15 protein-coding genes are annotated in these 15,932 nt (G+C 63.2%); 7 read left to right on the top strand and 8 right to left on the bottom strand.

Features of this window, described 5'->3' with window-relative positions; genetic code table 11:
• Nucleotides 1–114: 114 nt before the first annotated feature.
• Nucleotides 115–1,323, bottom strand: a complete 1,209-nt coding sequence (locus ACFSM5_RS00075) for a molybdopterin molybdotransferase MoeA (protein ID WP_379873798.1) — start codon at nucleotides 1,321–1,323, stop codon at nucleotides 115–117.
• A 7-nt stretch (nucleotides 1,324–1,330) separates the two neighbouring features.
• Entirely contained in the window at nucleotides 1,331–1,807 is a 477-nt protein-coding gene (gene moaC / locus ACFSM5_RS00070; RefSeq protein WP_379873796.1) for a cyclic pyranopterin monophosphate synthase MoaC, read from the bottom strand.
• A gap of 49 nt (nucleotides 1,808–1,856) precedes the next feature.
• Here moaC and ACFSM5_RS00065 point away from each other — a divergent pair, with 49 nt between their 5' ends.
• The gene (locus ACFSM5_RS00065) at nucleotides 1,857–2,879 is read left to right on the top strand and encodes a divergent polysaccharide deacetylase family protein (RefSeq protein ID WP_379873794.1); all 1,023 of its coding nucleotides are present in this window, start codon (nucleotides 1,857–1,859) and stop codon (nucleotides 2,877–2,879) included.
• 8 nt (nucleotides 2,880–2,887) lie between these two features.
• Here the strand turns inward: ACFSM5_RS00065 and ACFSM5_RS00060 are convergent, their stop codons facing one another.
• The 4 genes from ACFSM5_RS00060 to ACFSM5_RS00045 form a co-directional block, all read right to left on the bottom strand.
• Nucleotides 2,888–3,295, bottom strand: a complete 408-nt coding sequence (locus tag ACFSM5_RS00060) for a DUF1398 domain-containing protein (protein WP_379873792.1) — start codon at nucleotides 3,293–3,295, stop codon at nucleotides 2,888–2,890.
• A gap of 39 nt (nucleotides 3,296–3,334) precedes the next feature.
• Entirely contained in the window at nucleotides 3,335–3,796 is a 462-nt protein-coding gene (locus ACFSM5_RS00055; RefSeq protein WP_379873790.1) for a MarR family winged helix-turn-helix transcriptional regulator, read from the bottom strand.
• Nucleotides 3,797–4,184: 388 nt separating this feature from the next.
• Nucleotides 4,185–6,752 carry a methyl-accepting chemotaxis protein gene (locus ACFSM5_RS00050; RefSeq protein ID WP_379873788.1) on the bottom strand — a complete coding sequence of 856 codons (2,568 nt, stop codon included), beginning with the start codon at nucleotides 6,750–6,752 and terminating at the stop codon, nucleotides 4,185–4,187.
• A 99-nt stretch (nucleotides 6,753–6,851) separates the two neighbouring features.
• Nucleotides 6,852–7,742: a DMT family transporter gene (locus ACFSM5_RS00045; protein WP_379873786.1), complete on the bottom strand. Its 891-nt coding sequence runs from the start codon at nucleotides 7,740–7,742 to the stop codon at nucleotides 6,852–6,854.
• A gap of 119 nt (nucleotides 7,743–7,861) precedes the next feature.
• Here ACFSM5_RS00045 and ACFSM5_RS00040 point away from each other — a divergent pair, with 119 nt between their 5' ends.
• A complete protein-coding gene (locus ACFSM5_RS00040) occupies nucleotides 7,862–8,623 on the top strand; it encodes a DeoR/GlpR family DNA-binding transcription regulator (RefSeq protein ID WP_379873784.1) in 762 nt (253 codons plus the stop codon).
• Nucleotides 8,624–8,791: 168 nt separating this feature from the next.
• Here the strand turns inward: ACFSM5_RS00040 and kdsA are convergent, their stop codons facing one another.
• Together kdsA and gntR are read right to left on the bottom strand one after the other, a co-directional pair.
• A complete protein-coding gene (kdsA, locus tag ACFSM5_RS00035; RefSeq protein ID WP_379873782.1) occupies nucleotides 8,792–9,643 on the bottom strand; it encodes a 3-deoxy-8-phosphooctulonate synthase in 852 nt (283 codons plus the stop codon).
• Between the two features lie 41 nt (nucleotides 9,644–9,684).
• Nucleotides 9,685–10,725, bottom strand: a complete 1,041-nt coding sequence (gene gntR / locus ACFSM5_RS00030) for an HTH-type transcriptional regulator GntR (RefSeq protein ID WP_379873780.1) — start codon at nucleotides 10,723–10,725, stop codon at nucleotides 9,685–9,687.
• A gap of 90 nt (nucleotides 10,726–10,815) precedes the next feature.
• Between gntR and ACFSM5_RS00025 the strand changes: the two genes are divergently transcribed.
• From ACFSM5_RS00025 to ACFSM5_RS00005, 5 genes are all read left to right on the top strand, one after another.
• Nucleotides 10,816–11,367 carry a gluconokinase gene (locus tag ACFSM5_RS00025; protein ID WP_379873778.1) on the top strand — a complete coding sequence of 184 codons (552 nt, stop codon included), beginning with the start codon at nucleotides 10,816–10,818 and terminating at the stop codon, nucleotides 11,365–11,367.
• A 23-nt stretch (nucleotides 11,368–11,390) separates the two neighbouring features.
• Entirely contained in the window at nucleotides 11,391–11,906 is a 516-nt protein-coding gene (locus ACFSM5_RS00020; protein WP_379873776.1) for a TRAP transporter small permease, read from the top strand.
• Between the two features lie 3 nt (nucleotides 11,907–11,909).
• Complete coding sequence (locus ACFSM5_RS00015; RefSeq protein ID WP_379873773.1) at nucleotides 11,910–13,187, top strand: TRAP transporter large permease subunit; 1,278 nt, start codon at nucleotides 11,910–11,912, stop codon at nucleotides 13,185–13,187.
• A gap of 46 nt (nucleotides 13,188–13,233) precedes the next feature.
• Complete coding sequence (locus tag ACFSM5_RS00010) at nucleotides 13,234–14,238, top strand: TRAP transporter substrate-binding protein (RefSeq protein ID WP_379873771.1); 1,005 nt, start codon at nucleotides 13,234–13,236, stop codon at nucleotides 14,236–14,238.
• A 72-nt stretch (nucleotides 14,239–14,310) separates the two neighbouring features.
• Entirely contained in the window at nucleotides 14,311–15,849 is a 1,539-nt protein-coding gene (locus tag ACFSM5_RS00005; protein ID WP_379873769.1) for an FAD-dependent monooxygenase, read from the top strand.
• The last annotated feature ends 83 nt before the right edge of the window (nucleotides 15,850–15,932 follow it).

Genomic DNA, 15,932 nt, shown 5'->3' with positions numbered 1-15,932 from the left:
GCCATTCGTTAATATAAGATCATAATTGGAACGAAGCCTAAACGCCCCTCAATTGTTCTAGTTAAGTTCCGCTTCAGCGTCAAGCGTCAAGCGTCAAGCGTCAAGCGTCATAGATCAAATCAATCCGCCAAGAATAGTGACCCGGTCGCCCGCTTTTCGGGCGGGGTCATGGGGGGGGCGGACCAGCAGAGCGCCGCTCTCTGCCAGGATGCTCATCATTGAACTATCCTGTGGCCGAGCCGGTTCGACCAGAGGCAGGGCGCCGTTACGGAGGGTGAGGCGCGATCTGACATAGTCCTGGCGATGGTCGTTGGCGCCCAGATCCACGGCCAGCTCTGCTTCCGTCAGCAGCGGCAGGGGCGCAGGATCGCCCTGGAGCGCGCGGATGGCAGGGGCCAGGAACAACAGGCCGCAGACATAGGCGGAAACCGGATTACCCGGCAGGCCGATCAAGACCATATCGCCTAGACCGCCGATCATCAGCGGTTTGCCCGGACGCATCGCGATCTTCCAGAAGTCGAGCGTCAGCCCGATCTCGCCCAAGGCTGCCTGCACGCGGTCGTGTTCGCCGACCGAGGCGCCGCCGGTGGTGACCAGGATATCGCAGCCCTTGGCAGCCGCTGCCAGCCGCCGGACATCGGCATCCTCGTCCCGGGCGATACCCAGAATGATCGGATCGCCGCCTGCCGCGCGCACGAGGGCTGCCAGCATGTAGGAATTGGCACTGACGATCTGTCCGGGCGCCAGTGGGTCCCCCGGGCGCACTACCTCGTCCCCCGTCGCCAGCAGGGCAACACGCGGGCGGCGATGGACCCGCAACCAGGGATGGCCGGAGGCTGCAGCCAGACCGACGTCACGCGCCGTCAAGGTCCGGCCCGCCTGGAGCACGGTGCCCCCAGCCTGGAAATCGAGGCCGAACTTCCGGACATGCCGACCCGGTCGACCGTCGGTGATCTCGACAGACCCATCTTCGAGAATCGTACAATCCTCCTGCAACACCACCGTATCCGCGCCGGGGGGCAGGGGGGCGCCGGTGAAGATGCGGGCGCAGGTGCCGGGGGTGATCTCGGTATCCACCGGATGACCCGCCGCCACCGCCGCCACAGGCTTCAGACGGGCGGGCAGGCTGGCAATATCGTCACCGCGCAACGCCCAGCCATCCATGGCCGAGACATCGGCGGGCGGCTGGGAAACCCTGGCCAGCAGATCCTCAGCAAGGACGCGGCCCGCGGCCTCGGTCAGGGCAATGTCTTCTGCGGCCAGTGGAGATTGGCGGGCGATCCGGGCCAGCAATTGGCTCTGGGCATCGGCAACGGGCAGCATGGGCTTTTTAGTCCTGTTTGAAGTCGCCGGATTTGCCGCCGGTCTTTTCGACCAGCCGCACATCGCCGATCCGCATGGCTTTATCGACCGCTTTGCACATGTCGTAGACGGTCAGGGCGGCGACGGTGACGGCGGTCAGGGCTTCCATCTCCACACCGGTACGCCCAGCAAGGCGGCAGGTCGCTTCGATCTCCACCGTCGAGGCGGCTTCGTCCAGGGTCAGGTCGACCGCGACCTTGGTCAGGCTCAGGGGATGGCAGAGCGGGATCAGATCCGGGGTCTTCTTCGCCCCCATGATCCCGGCAAGACGCGCCACGGCCAGCACATCGCCCTTGCCGAAACCGCCCGCCTTGATCTTGGCGATGGTTTCGGGCGCGGCAAAGACACGGCCGCGCGCGGTCGCGCTACGGTCTGTTACGGATTTTTCGGTGACATCAACCATCCGGGCACGCCCGGCGGAATCGAAATGGGTGAATTCGCTCATAGGCTGACGGTATAGTGCGCGCGCTTGGTTCAGCAAGAGGCGGATGGAAGTGGCGGCAAAGGGAAGCAGGGGCAAGAAGACCAAGGCGCGTCGTCTGCAGCCCGGCCTCTGGCTTACCATTGGTGCTCTGGCGATGGGCGGTTTCGGCTGCGGCCTGGTGATCGGCACCCAGATTCCCGAAAAAGAGCCAGTGGAGAAGCCGTTCGAAACGGCGCTTGCGCCGCTGCCTTTCTCTTTGCCAGCGCCAGTTCCGGCGTCCCAGCCGCCCGAGGTTATTCCAGAGCCCGTCCCGGCTGTGCTGGCTCCGCCACCGGCGCCCGCGCCCACCATCGGTCCCGCCTGGCAGAGATTCGCCCAGAAGCCCCCGGCCTTGAGCGGTCGCATCCCCATCACCGTGGTGATCGACGACATGGGGGTTGATCATAAGCGCTCCCAGCGTACCACCATGCTGCCGGGACCGCTGACGCTCTCCTATCTGCCCTATGCCCGTGACTTGAGCGCCCAGGCGGCGGCGGCCTTCGCCACGGGGCACGAGTTGATGCTGCATATGCCGATGCAGGCGGAGACCAGCCATGTGGATCCCGGCCCCAATCCTCTGCTCGTCGGCTTGGGGCCAGAGGAGATCCGCCGCCGGGTACGGGCGGGCTTGAGTTCCTTCAACGGCTTTGTCGGCGTCAATAACCATATGGGCAGCCGCTTCACCGCCGATACGCCGGGCATGAGCATCGTCATGCAGGAACTTCAGGCGGCGGGTGTCTTGTGGCTCGATAGCCGCACGACTCCGCGCACGGTCGGGGTGCCGCTGGCGAAGGCCAAGGGCATTCCGACGCTCTCACGCGATGTCTTCCTGGATGACGATCCCAAGCTGGCGGCGGTGCGCAAACAATTGGCGACCCTGGAAACCGTCGCCCGCAAGCACGGCCATGGCATCGCCATTGGCCACCCCAAGGACGATACCATCACAGCGCTGGCCGAATGGCTGCCGACCCTGCCGGGCAAAGGCTTCGTACTGGTGCCGATCACCGCTCTGCTGCCCCAGTCCGGCCATACCGACGTCGCGACGACGAAGTAGCTGCCTGCTTAGCTGGCGCTGGGGAAAAGCTCGGTATGGACCACGCCGTCCCGGCCGAAATAGACCGCGCGGCGGCCGGAAAAGCTGACCAGATAGCCCGCGCATCCGGCGGCTTTCGCTTTCACGCAGAAACCTTTGTAGGTATAGCCGGGGACGAGGCGCTGGGCTTCCCCGATCGCCCTTTCCAGGGCTGACGCATCCAGGGCAGGGGCGATGGGGCTTTCCGAACCGTGGGTGGGCAGGTCGACACTCTGGCCGTTCGGCAAATAGTAAGTTGCCGTAGCTTTGCGGAAATCGATCCAGTAGCTCTCGAAACCCGCCGTCATCAGGTCTGCGATGATTTGCGGGAAGGTCATGCTGTTGTTTTCCGATCCCTCCAGGCATTTTCGGGCAAGCACGATCAACTGCGCGTCCATGCGCATCTCCTCTTCTAAAACTGTTGGGCTTGGGTACGGTCAGTCGACCGGGATGTCTTTCAGGCCGCGCCGCTCGACGATCTGTCTCAGGATCCGTTCGATCGTCTGGCGTTCCTCGGGGCTCAGATGATCGAAGAATTCGGCATCATTCCGGTCTGCCAGTTCCACAAGACGGGGCACGAGGTCTTCACCGGCTCGGCTCAGCGCCAGTTGATGCGCCCGCCCGTCGGTTAGGTTTTCCTCCCGCACGAGCAGGCCCTTGGCCAGAAGCCGGTCGGCGAGTTTGCTGATCGCGCCGCGTGTCAGCCCCAGGCGCTCTGCCAGCCGGCTCGGTGGTAGGGCGTCCTCGCCATAAAGCTCGCGCAGCAGCACCCACTCAGCGACCGTCACGCCCGCACCGTCCAGCTTGCGGGCGAAGGCCTGGGAGACATGATTGGAGACATACCGCATCCAGTACCCAAGATGGGAGGTGAGAGGCGGAAGCGGGGTCGGGCGTTGCATGGTGAACCTCATTGTTGACTAGGAAACTATATGAATAATGTTTCCTAGTCAACTAAATGAGAGGAAGGCGACTGAAAGGGGTGGGGGCGACTCATGAGTCAGATGGATCATTTGCAAGCGATTGATCTATTTGACTCATGAGTCGCTGAACAAAGGCTGTCATCCCGGGCTTGACCCGGGATCCGTCCACCAGCTGTTGCAGAACTCTAACCGCAGAAGTGTCACAAGGGCGGTCGGTATGACAGCTTCTCTTTTGCCCGCTTTAGAAGCGAAGGCCGGAGGGGCCAGATGCTAGGCGCTTGAGAACGCAGGACCGGAGCGTACGTCTGTACGTGAGGATCCGAGTATCTCAGGCAACGACGCAGATGGCTCCTCCCGACAAGCGCCCTTAAGCGCGGATCTGCTTCAGGAAGCCGTCGACCTCGTGATTGAGGGCATCGGCATCCTGGGCCATCGAGCGGGCGGCGGTATTGAGGTCGGTGGCCGACTGGCCAGCCGTCTCTGCTGCGCCGCGCACGATATCGATACGGCCCAGCGCGTCGCCGGTATTGCCTGCCGCCTCATCGACGGAGCGGGCGATTTCCTGGGTCGCCGCGCCCTGCTGTTCGACGGCAGCGGCGATGACGGAGGAAATCTCGTTCAGTTCGGTGACGGTCTTGGCGATCTGCGAAATCGCACCGACCACGGCGCCCGTCGAGGACTGCACCGCTGCGATCTGCTGGGAGATTTCTTCGGTCGCCTGGGCGGTCTGGTTGGCGAGGTTCTTCACTTCGCCCGCGACGACGGCAAAGCCCTTGCCCGCATCACCAGCACGGGCAGCTTCGATGGTGGCATTCAGCGCCAGGAGGTTCGTCTGGGCGGCGATGCCATTGATCAGCTTAACGACTTCATCGATCCGCTGCGCCGACTGCGAGAGCTCGGTAACGGTGTTCTGCGTATCCTGAGCGTCGGTGACCGCCTTCTGGGTAGCGTTGCTGGAGCGCTGCACCTGCTGGCCGATTTCACGGATCGAGGCCAGGAGTTCTTCGGCAGCGGCGGCGACGGTATGGACGGAATGGGTTGCCCGCTGCGAGCTTTCGGCGGCAGCAGAGGCTTCACGCATGGTATCGCCCGCCGACTGCCCCATGGTTTCCGCCGTATGGCGCAGACCCTGAACGGCGGAGGTAACCCGGTCGACCACCTGTTTGACGCTGGCTTCGAACCCATCGGCCATTTCCAGGCGGGCCTGACGACGCTCGGCGATGGAGCGCTCACGCGCTGCCTGGGCTTCGGCCTGGGCGGTTGCGATTTCCGACGCATTGGCCCGGAAGATTTCCAGCGCGCGGGCCATCTCGCCCACTTCATCTTCGCCGGACACGTTGGTCGCCACATTCAGATCGCCACCGGCGATCTTGCGCATGGCATCGGCCAGCAGGGTGAGGCGCGCCACGATCCGGCGGCCGACATAGAGCCAGACGATCAGCACCGCCAGCACCAGCGCGCCTGCGACGATCACCCACAGCAGGTTTTCGGCATTGGCTGCCGCCGCTTTGACGGCTGCACCGGCGGCATCGGCCTGGCTGCGAGCTGAGGCGGACAGGGCCTCGGCTGAGGCGACCATACGCGACGCACGTTCGGTGGTTTCGGTCACCACGGCCAGGGAGTTGTTCTCGATGGTGATCTGCTCGCGCCGCAGCGACGGCACGCCGCCGGAACCGGAAGCAAAGCCGAGCAGCAACTCGGTCGAAGCAATGATGTCCTTGTGCTTATTGGCGTCGAACTCCTTGACGCTGGCTTCGATGCTCTGGACGACGCCCTTGATCTGATTTTCGAGCGTATCGAGACGGGCGGTCGTGGGCGCATTGGCGCTTTCCGCCAGCATGCTCACCAGATAGTTGCCGTTCGAGGAAAGTTGCAGAAGCCGTTGATATTCCGCGATATCACGGTCAACGAAATCCCGCATGGCCGAGGTGATCGCCGTTGACAGATTGCGCCCGCGCACCTGCGAGGAGGCGCGCAGTCCTTCAACCGCCGGGAAGATCGCTTCTTGAATCGAGAGGATCTTGGAGAGGATGGTCGCGACGCGGGCGTCGGTATCCTTGGCGGCTTCAGCCCGTGCTTGGGCTGTGGCAGACGTATCGTATTTGGCGCGCAGGGCGTCGAAGATATCCATCGGCTCGCTGATCAGCGTGTCGAGTTCGCCAAGGGAGGCTGCGAATTCCTTGCCGATGCTGTCACCGCTGGAATCCAGGCGCTGGATCGATTGCGACATCTGCATCTGGGGGGTGTAGTAGTCCTCCCAGGCCGTCTCCACCGCATCGATATCCTTGGCCGTCTGCCCGACCTGGAGCGAGGAATGAAGGTCGCTCAGGATCTGACCTGTCTGGAAGAGGGGGATCAGCGTCTGGACGAGGCCGTTAACCACTTCGTTGATCTGCTGGGTCGTGCTTTCGGGAAGTTCCTTGGCCGACTTCGCCAGGGTCGCAATCGCCTCTTCGCTGGGCTCTTTGATCGCCCGGGTGAAGGCATCGCGTGAGGAATTGACGTAACCCATGCGGCTTTCGCCCTCGGCTACGATCTGCAGGCGCTGCTGAACCAGGCCGCCCAGTTTCCCGGCTGCGGCATTCAGGCGCTCGAATTCGGCAGCCGATGCGGCGACGTCCATGCCGTTCTTGGTCGAAAGCTCACCCAGCGCCGCTTTCAGGGCGTCCATGGCGTTGAGCTGACGGTTGGAGACCTTGCTGAATTCCTCGGACGAGGTTACGCGGCTAAGGTCGCCAGCGGCAGAAGCCGCTTCGGTGGCGCGTTGCTGGAGGTTTGCCACCAGGACAAGGGCGGGCATCTGATGCTCGGTGACGAAACTGGTCTGCTGTGACACCGATCGGGTCGCCCAGAGGCCGACACCGGCAGCGACCAACGTCGTGGAGACCACCGCGCCAAACGCGATCATCAACTGGCCGCGAATTCCAAGATGCATTTTAACCAAACCCCCAAAGTACTCCCACGGCTCAATCCTAGCGCGGAGAAGCCGATGATTTCCTTAACGGTGGGATTAAAATGCTGGCTGCGTCAACGCTTAACGCTTGAGGTTCAACAGCAGACTCATACCGATCATAAGAATACCGACAACCAGGGGTAGAGTGATCTGTTCGCCCATAAAACTTACAGAAAGAGTAAGCCCGATGAGAGGGGCCGCAAGCATAGCGATGGACATAACATTGGCAGGAACGAGCCTTCCGCCCGCCACGATGGCCCAGAAGGCAAAAGCGGTTGCGAGCGGACCGATGTAAGCCATTGCCGCATAAGCGGTTCCGCTGAACGCGAACTGCGGCGGACCATCCATCACAAAGGCGAGCGGGATCAAAACCATCAAGGCGATCAGCATCTGCCAGGGAGCGAGGTCCAGGGCGGTGCCGACGAACTTGTGCCCACGCACCTGCACGATAGAGATCGCCCAGGCCAGGGCCGATAGTGCCATCAACCCATAGGCGCCAAGCTGGACCATATCGATATTGCTGATGGACTGCGGCCAGATCAGCACCAGAATCCCGCCGACGCCCAGCACCACCGCCAGCGCTCGCTTGAGCGTGATCTCCTCCTTCAGATAGAGGCGCGCCAGCGGAATGACCCAGATCGGCGTGGTATAGGCGAGCAGGGCCGCGCGACCGGCGGGCAGATCCTTCAGACCAAGCACGATGAAGATCGAATAGGCGGCCATCTGCATCAGGGCCGATCCCCCGACCAGCGGCCAGTCCTGACGATGGGGGAGCTTCAGGTTTCCCCGCAGAGCAACCAGCAAGGTGATGCAGGCGCCGCCCAGAACAAAACGATAGACCACGAACCAGAAAGGCGGGATTTCGGTCAGGGCCGTCTTCATGATCGGCCAGTTGCACCCCCAGATGAGGGTGACCATCGATAGGAGAATCAATCCCTTGCGGCGGTTTTCTGCTTCTTGTGCGGAGATCATGGGCGCCTTCTGTATCGCAAGGGGCCTAAGCTAGCCCTTATTTTCGACGCTAGCTTGGGTGGCTTTGGATGGCTGCCATGCATTGCGGGTTTCTGCCGATATCGGTAAAGTCCGGCATCATGATCAGATCCCCCGAAGAACGCCGCCGTATGATGATGGACCTGCTGGAGCGGGAGGGTCGCTTGCAGGCCGCTTCTCTTGCCGTCGATTTTGATGTCTCTGAAGACACCATCCGACGCGATCTTGCGCAACTGGCTGAAGCAGGGGTGGTGCAGCGGGTTCACGGCGGGGCGGTTCCGGCTTCGACCGGCCTTGATCCTTATCTTATCCGGCGGCGGCGGGGCGGAGATGCCAAGCGGGCGATTGCTCAGGCAGCCGCCAGCATGATCCGGGACCGGCAGATCGTTTTCCTGTCGGGCGGCACAACGCTAGAGCTGCTGGCGCGGAGTATTCCGCCCCTGATCCGGGTGACCGTGGTAACGCCCAGTGCGCCGGTCGCCATTGCCGCTGCCGATCATCCCCAGGCCGAGGTGATCATCATCGGCGGGCGGCTGGACAAAACCGATCTCGATACCGGCGGGGCGGTCGCGCTGGAGGCCTTGCGCGGTATCCGCTGCGATATGGCGTTCCTGGGGGTCTGCGGGATCGATATCGAGCTGGGCCTGACCGGCACGACCTACGAGGGGTCGGCCCTGAAACGCGCAGCTATCGCGGCGTCGGGTGAGGCTGTGGCGTTGGCGACCATCGATAAGCTCGGCGCCGCCGGTCCCTATCACGTGGACCGGATCGGTGCCGTTTCGACGCTGATCACGGAGGCTAAAGTGCCCGAAGGCCGGTTGCAGCCTTACCGCGATACCGGGCTGACGGTGGTGGCAGCTTGAGGGCCGCAAAATGAACGGTTGTCATCCCGGGACTTGATCCCGGGATCTCCACAGGGAGCCCGTCCCAACAAACCTTGTCATCCCGCATCAAGTGCGGGATGACGGTTCTTGTTTGAGGCGTTGCTAAGAGATCCCGGTGTCGAGCACCGGGATGACGACGTTTTATAACTATCCCCGCACGGCCTCATGCACCGTCTTGAGGGTCTTCAGCAGTCCGGCGGCGCTGTCCAGCGGCAGGCAGCTGGGGCCGTCGCAGAGTGCCTTGTCGGGGTCGGGGTGAAACTCCAGGAAGACGCCATCGGCGCCCGAAGCCACAGCCGCCTTGGCGATGATTGATACGCCCTCGCGCCGCCCGCCCGTCGACGCACCGGCCGTGCGCGGATCTGCGCCAGGAAGCTGCACCGCGTGGGTCGCGTCGATCGTGACCGGCACCCCCAGGCGCTGCATCTCGCCGATGCCCAGCATATCGACGATCAGATTATTGAAACCGAAGGAGCTGCCGCGCTCGCACAGGATGATGTCGAGGTCGGGGGCGGCTTCGCGGGCCTTAGTGATGATGTTCTTGCAGTCCCAGGGGGCCAGGAACTGCGCCTTCTTGACGTGCAGCCAGCCACCGGCGGCCTTGGTCGCGCGAGCGGCTGCTACCACAAGGTCCGTCTGGCGGCACAGGAACGCCGGGATCTGCACGATATCGGCAACGGCGGCCACGGCTTCGGCCTGGTAAGGCTCGTGGATGTCGGTTGCGATAGGAACGTTCAACTGGCGCTTCACTTCGGCCAGCATTGCAAGGCCGTCTTCCAACCCAGGGCCGCGATAGCTGGTGATGGAGGAGCGGTTGGCCTTGTCGAAGCTGGCCTTGAACATGAACGGCAGGCCGAGATCGCGGGTGATATCCTGCAGTTGGCGGCCGACCGTCAGGGCGAGATCGAGATTCTCCAGCACGTTGATCCCGGCAATCACCGCCAGCGGCTGGCCGGATCCCAGCGCGATATTCCAACGTTTCAGCTGCACGACGGCCATCTTCTGCCCCTCAAGATTAAACGAAGTCGGCATCCTTTAGCCTAGGCGCTGCCCCGTGTCACCAGCCGGAACCCGAGGTCGAGCGGCGCCGGTGCGGAACCGCCGCCCATCAGCTCAAGCAGGCGCAGCGCCGCTTCGCGCCCAACCTCATAGCGCGGGGTGGCAATGGTGGTGAGGCCGGGGTTGATCCAGGCGGAGGCAGCGAGATCGTTGAAGCCCACAACGGCAAGATCCTTCGGCACATCCATGCCGCGCCGCTGCGCCTCGAAAACCACCCCCTGCGCCACGTCGTCATTGTTGCAGAAGAGCGCGTCCAGCTTCATGCCGCTGGCCAGGATCTGGGTCAGAAGCTCGCCGCCGCGCCCGACCGAGGAGCGGCCCGGATCTGTGATCTCCAGATCCGTGTTATAGAGACCATGGGCCTGCATCGAGGCGCGCCAGCCGTCCCGGCGGAGCAGCGTGCGATGGTCGAGCTGGGTGGCGAGGAAGCCGATGCGGCGATAGTTGCGGCCGATCAGATAATCCGCCATCGCCGTGGCCGCCGCCGTCTGGGAAAAACCGACGGTGGGCGGGGCGGGCTGGTTCGGCGCCGGTAGCTCCATCATATGCACGCGCGGCAGGCGCAGGGTTTCCAGGCGCAGCTTCACGGCTTCGGTCTGCTGCAGGCCCGTCAGCAGCAGGCCACCCGGTCCGAAGGCGAGGTAGGTATCGAGCATCCGCGCTTCATCATCGGCATCATAGCCGGTGTCGCCGATCAGGATCTGATAGCCCTTGGGCTGCAGAACCTCGCGGATGCCGCGTAGGGTCTCCACGAACACTTCGTTGGTGAGGGAGGGGACCAGGACCGCTACCAGCAGGGGGCGGGCAGAGGCCAGCGCACGCGCCGCGCCATTCGGCACATAACCAAGCTCGGCAATCGCGGCGACGATCCGGTCGCGCAGATCGGCGGAAACCTTGCCGGGATCGTTCAGCACACGGCTGACGGTAATGCTGGAGACGCCTGCAGCCGAAGCCACATCGGCCAGCGTGACCCGGCCCGCACCGCGCCTGCGTCGGGGCAGGGAAGATGTAGCTGGCGCCATGGCGTTACCTCCTTCTTGACAAGACCTTAAATGTGAGCGCTAACTTCCTGTCGGGAAGAAACGCGAAAACGCGCCACAAGAATATAAAGAATGATAGCGCTAACAGAAAAAGAATTCAAGGGCATACTCATCATCATGGGTGTGTGCGGATGCGGCAAAAGCCGGGTCGGTGGCGATCTGGCGGCGAAGCTGGGCGTCCGCTTCATCGAAGGGGATGATTTCCACCCTGCGGCCAACCGCGCCAAGATGGCAGCGGGCCAGCCGCTGGATGATGAGGATCGCTGGCCCTGGCTTGACCGGCTGGCGGGCGAGCTTGCGTCGGCGGTCGAAGCCGGGCAGGGGGCGGTGCTGGCCTGCTCGTCCCTGAAGCGCCGCTATCGCGATCGTCTGCGGAGCGGCGCGGGACAGGCAGTCTTCGTCCACCTGGATGGCGCGCGGGCGGTGATCGCCGAGCGTCTCGGGTCGCGTCAGGGGCATTTCATGGCGCCATCGCTGCTGGACTCGCAACTGGCTGCCCTGGAGCCTCTCCAAGCGGACGAGGCGCATGTGATTGTCCGGGTCGAAGATCCGGTGGAGATTGCTGTGGCGGGTCTGGTGGCTCGCTTTGGTGGAGATAACGAGGCGGCGATAAAGACCGCTTAAGGCAAACTAAGGGGGGAACAGCGATGACAGGCATCGCCGATGGAGTAACCCGCTGGGTGGAGCGCCTGATGGCGCTTTCCCTGGCCGTGATGGTGGTGCTGACGTTCGCCAACGTCGTGCTGCGCTATGTCTTCAACTCCGGCTATGCCGGGGCGGAGGAAATCAGCCGTCTGGCGTTCGTCTGGCTGATCTTCCTGGGCACCGTGATTGCCCATAAGCGGAACGAGCATCTGGGCATGACGATGGTCCAGAAGAAGCTGTCGCCGATGCTGCGCCGCGTCTGCGCCGTCATCTGCCATGTCGCGATGCTCTATGGCATCTGGCTCTTCGCCTCGGGTTCCTGGACCCAGATCAAGGTCGGCGCCAAGCAGATCGCCCCGGTCACCGGCTATTCCATGGCCCTGATGCCCTTGGCGGGTTTCGTGTGCGCCATCGTGCTGTTCCTGCTCGTGATCCTCAATCTCGTCCGCATCTTCATCGCCAGCCCGAAAGCCTATGTGCCGGGTGAGGGCGAAGAAGACCTCTTCCAGGAAACTTGATCCATGACCATCGTTATTTTCCTGGTGGCACTGTGCGGCCTAATGGCCATGGGCATGCCGATCGCCTATTCGCTGATGCTGACCGGCGTCGCGCTGATGGTTTACCTCGACTTCTTCGATGCCCAGCTCGTCGCCCAGAATCTGCTGAATGGCGCCGACAGCTTCCCGCTGATGGCCGTGCCTTTCTTCATGCTGGCGGGCGAGGCAATGAACGCGGGCGGCATGTCGCGCCGGATCGTGCATCTGTCGGTCACCTGCGTCGGCCATATCCGCGGCGGTCTCGGCTATGTCGCCATCGTGGCGGCGATCATCCTGGCCTCGCTCTCGGGGTCAGCGATTGCCGATACGGCGGCGCTGGCGACCTTGCTGATGCCGATGATGCGCGACAATGGCTATCCGGTGAACCGTTCGGCGGGTCTGCTCGCCTCGGGCGGTATCATCGCGCCGATCATTCCGCCCTCGATGCCTTTCATCATCTATGGCGTCGCGACCAATACCTCGATCAGCGCGCTCTTCATCTCCGGTATCGTGCCGGGTCTGATCATGGGTGCGGGTCTGGTGGTTGCCTGGAAGCTCTCGATCCGTGGGGTCGACCTGCCGCAGCCGCCAAGGGCTTCCTGGGCCGAACGCGGCAAGGCGCTGAAAGACAGCCTGTGGGCGCTGGCCCTGCCGGGCATCATCATCGGCGGCCTGCGGTTCGGCATTTTTACCCCGACCGAGGCAGCAGTGGTGGCAGCGGTCTATGCGCTGTTCGTCGGCACCTTCGTCTATCGCGAGCTGCCCTGGGGCAAGCTGGTGGAGGTGATGACCCATGCCGCGCGCTCGACCGCGACCATCATGTTCCTCTGCGCGGCGGCGACCGTATCGTCCTACATGATCACCCTGGCCGATGTGCCTGCCGACATCATCAAGATGCTCGAGCCGATCATGGATGATCCCAAGCTGCTGATGCTGGCGATGATGGTGCTGCTGTTCGCGGTCGGCACGGCGATGGACCTGACGCCGACGATCCTGATCCTTGGCCCGGTGCTGGCGCCGGTCGCGGTCAAAGCAGGCATCGATCCGGTCTATTTCGGGCTGATGTTCATCCTCAACGGGGCCATCGGCCTCATCACGCCCCCGGTCGGCACGGTGCTGTCGGTCGTAGGGGCGGTTACCAAGATCGGCATGGACCGAGCAACGACGGGCGTGTGGCCGTTCCTACTGGCCTACACGATCATCATGTTCTTCTTCGTCTTTGTGCCGGAGATCGTCACCGTACCGCTGCGGTGGATGCTCTAGACCCCAAAAAGCGGGCTATCCAAAAGACCAACAGGAGGGAACTACCATGAAGCGTACGATCATTAGCCTGGGTGTTGCCGCCGTCGCCCTGATGGCAGCGCTACCGGCAGCCGCCGAAATCAAGCCGCGCATCATCCGCTTTGGCTATGGCCTGAATGAAGACAGCCTGCAGGGCCGCGGCGCCCGTCACTTCGCCGAAGAACTGGCGAAGGCAACCGGCGACAAGCATAAGGTGCGCACCTTCGGCGCCGCCACGCTGGGCTCGGACATGCAGATGCAGAACGCCCTGGCGGGCGGCGCCCAGGAAATGATGGTCGGCTCGACCGCCACCCTGGTCGGCCTCGTCAAGGAATTCGGCGTCTGGGATCTGCCGTTCCTGTTCAACAATGAAAAGGAAGCCGACGCCGTTCTCGACGGTCCCTTCGGTCAGAAGCTGCTGGATAAGCTGGCGGAAAAGGACCTGATCGGTCTGGTCTATTGGGAAAACGGCTTCCGCAACATGACCAACACCAAGCGGCCGATCAATTCGGTCGAAGACTTGAAGGGCATCAAGCTGCGCGTCATGCAGAACCCGGTGTTCCTGGATGTCTTCAATGGCGTTGGCGCCAATGCCGTGCCGCTGGCCTTCTCGGAACTCTTCTCGGCACTGGAAACCAAGGCGGTCGATGGGCAGGAAAACCCGGTCACGACCATCGAAAGCTCCAAGTTCTACGAAGTGCAGAAGTATCTGTCGCTCACCAAGCACGTCTACAGCCCGTGGATCATGATGGCGTCGAAGACCTTCTGGGACAAGCTGGATGCCGACGAAAAGGCTGCCATCATGAAGGCCGCTGTTTCGAGCCGCGAGTTCGAGCGTAAGGACAGCCGTGAATCCACCGAGAAGTCGATGGTGTTCCTGAAGTCCAAGGGCATGCAGATCAACGAAGTTTCGGCCGCTGAAACCGACCGCATGCGTGCGGCGGTGAAGCCGATCCTCGACAAGGTGAAGGCCGACATCGGTGCCGCGACCATCGCCGAACTGGATGCCGAAATCGCCAAGGTCCGCAAGTAGGCTTGTTGGCTTTAACGGCTTGGGCGGGAGAGCGATCTCCCGCCCTTTTTCATTCTGCGGTATGATCGGGCCATGACACCCCAGATCCTCATCGTGGGCGCAGGCCCCTCCGGCCTCGTTCTGGCGCTCAATCTCGCGCGCCAGGGCGTGGCGTTCCGTATCGTCGACAAGGGCGAGGGGCCGGGCGCGACCTCACGGGCGCTGGCCGTCCATGCGCGGACGCTGGAATTCTATCGCCAGCTTGGCATCGCGGACCGGATTGTCGAGGCGGGGATCCTGCTCGATCACTTCGATCTGCGCGTCAAAGGGCGGAAGGTCGCCATGGCGCCGCTGGGCGCCATGGGGCAGGGCATCAGCCCCTATCCCTTTATCCTGGGTCTGCCGCAGGATGTGCATGAGCAGATCCTGATCGAGACCCTGGCCAGCCTGGGTATCACCGTCGAACGCCGCACAGCGCTGACCGGTTTCACGCAGCTGGCGACGGGCGTGCGTGCCACCCTCCATGGCCCGGCAGGCGAGGAGACTCTGGAGGTTGAGTATGTGGCGGGGTGCGATGGTGCCAGCAGCGCCGTGCGCCATCAGCTTGGCATCGGGTTTCCGGGCGGAACCTATGATCAGGTGTTTTTTGTCGCCGATGTGGATGCAGAGGGCGATCTGCCCGACAACGCTCTGACCGTCAGCCTCAATAGCGAAGGCTTCTGCCTGGTGCTGCCCGTGCGCCAGACGGGTGCCCAGCGGGTAATCGGCATGGTGCCCCAGGCCAGGGAGAAGCAGGAGAGCTTCACCTTCGAGGATGTGGCTCTTGAGGCCGCCCGCGATACGGGGCTGACCATCGGCAAGCTTCATTGGTTTTCGACCTACCATGTGCATCACCGGGTGGCGGAAAGCTTCCGCGTGGGCCGGGTGTTCCTGGCGGGGGACGCGGGACATATCCACAGCCCGGCAGGCGGGCAGGGCATGAATACCGGCATCGGGGACGCCATGAACCTCGCCTGGAAGCTGTCGGCGGTGGTCAAAGGGCAGGCGAAGTCGGAAATCCTCGATACCTATGTCCAGGAGCGCATGGCTTTTGCCCAGGTGCTGATCGCGACCACAGATCGGGCTTTCCGCTTCGTTGCCACGCGCGCCTGGTGGGGATCTCTCTGGCGCACGCTTGTGGTTCCCTATCTGGCGGCTGTGCTGACCCGCCTGAAGCCTGTCCTGCGTTTCGCTTTCCGCACGGTCTCCCAGACCGCCATCGAGTATCGGGATAGCAAACTGTCGAGCGGTGGGGCCGGGCAGGTGAAGGCGGGCGACCGGCTGCCTTGGGTCGAGAGCGCGGCCAATGATGCGCCACTGACCGCGCGGGACTGGCAGATCCATGTCTATGGCGAGGCGGGGGAGCCGCTTGGGGCGGCGGCAGGCGATCTGCCGATCCACGCCTTTGCCTGGAGTGATGCCCTGGGGGCGGCGGGCTTTGCCCGGGATGCGATTTATCTGGTGCGTCCCGACGGCTATATCGGCTTCGCCACTCTGGGCCAGAGCGAGTCGGCTTGCCGGGCATTGCAGGACTATCTGAAGCGGTGGGGGATCAGGGGCGTATCCCAGGAAGATCCGTCATCCCGGACCTGATCCGGGATCTTGTGTGGCCGGGCCGCTACATCTACCTCTCGCGTCATCCTTATCTGTTGCGGTCTGTTTCTGAGAGAGCAGAC

Origin of the sequence: Lacibacterium aquatile, assembly GCF_042683105.1 — a bacterium.
In the GTDB taxonomy this organism is placed as follows: domain Bacteria; phylum Pseudomonadota; class Alphaproteobacteria; order Elsterales; family Elsteraceae; genus Lacibacterium; species Lacibacterium aquatile.
The sequence above is the reverse complement of the archived record's forward strand: the minus strand, read 5'-3'. Positions and strand labels throughout refer to the sequence as shown.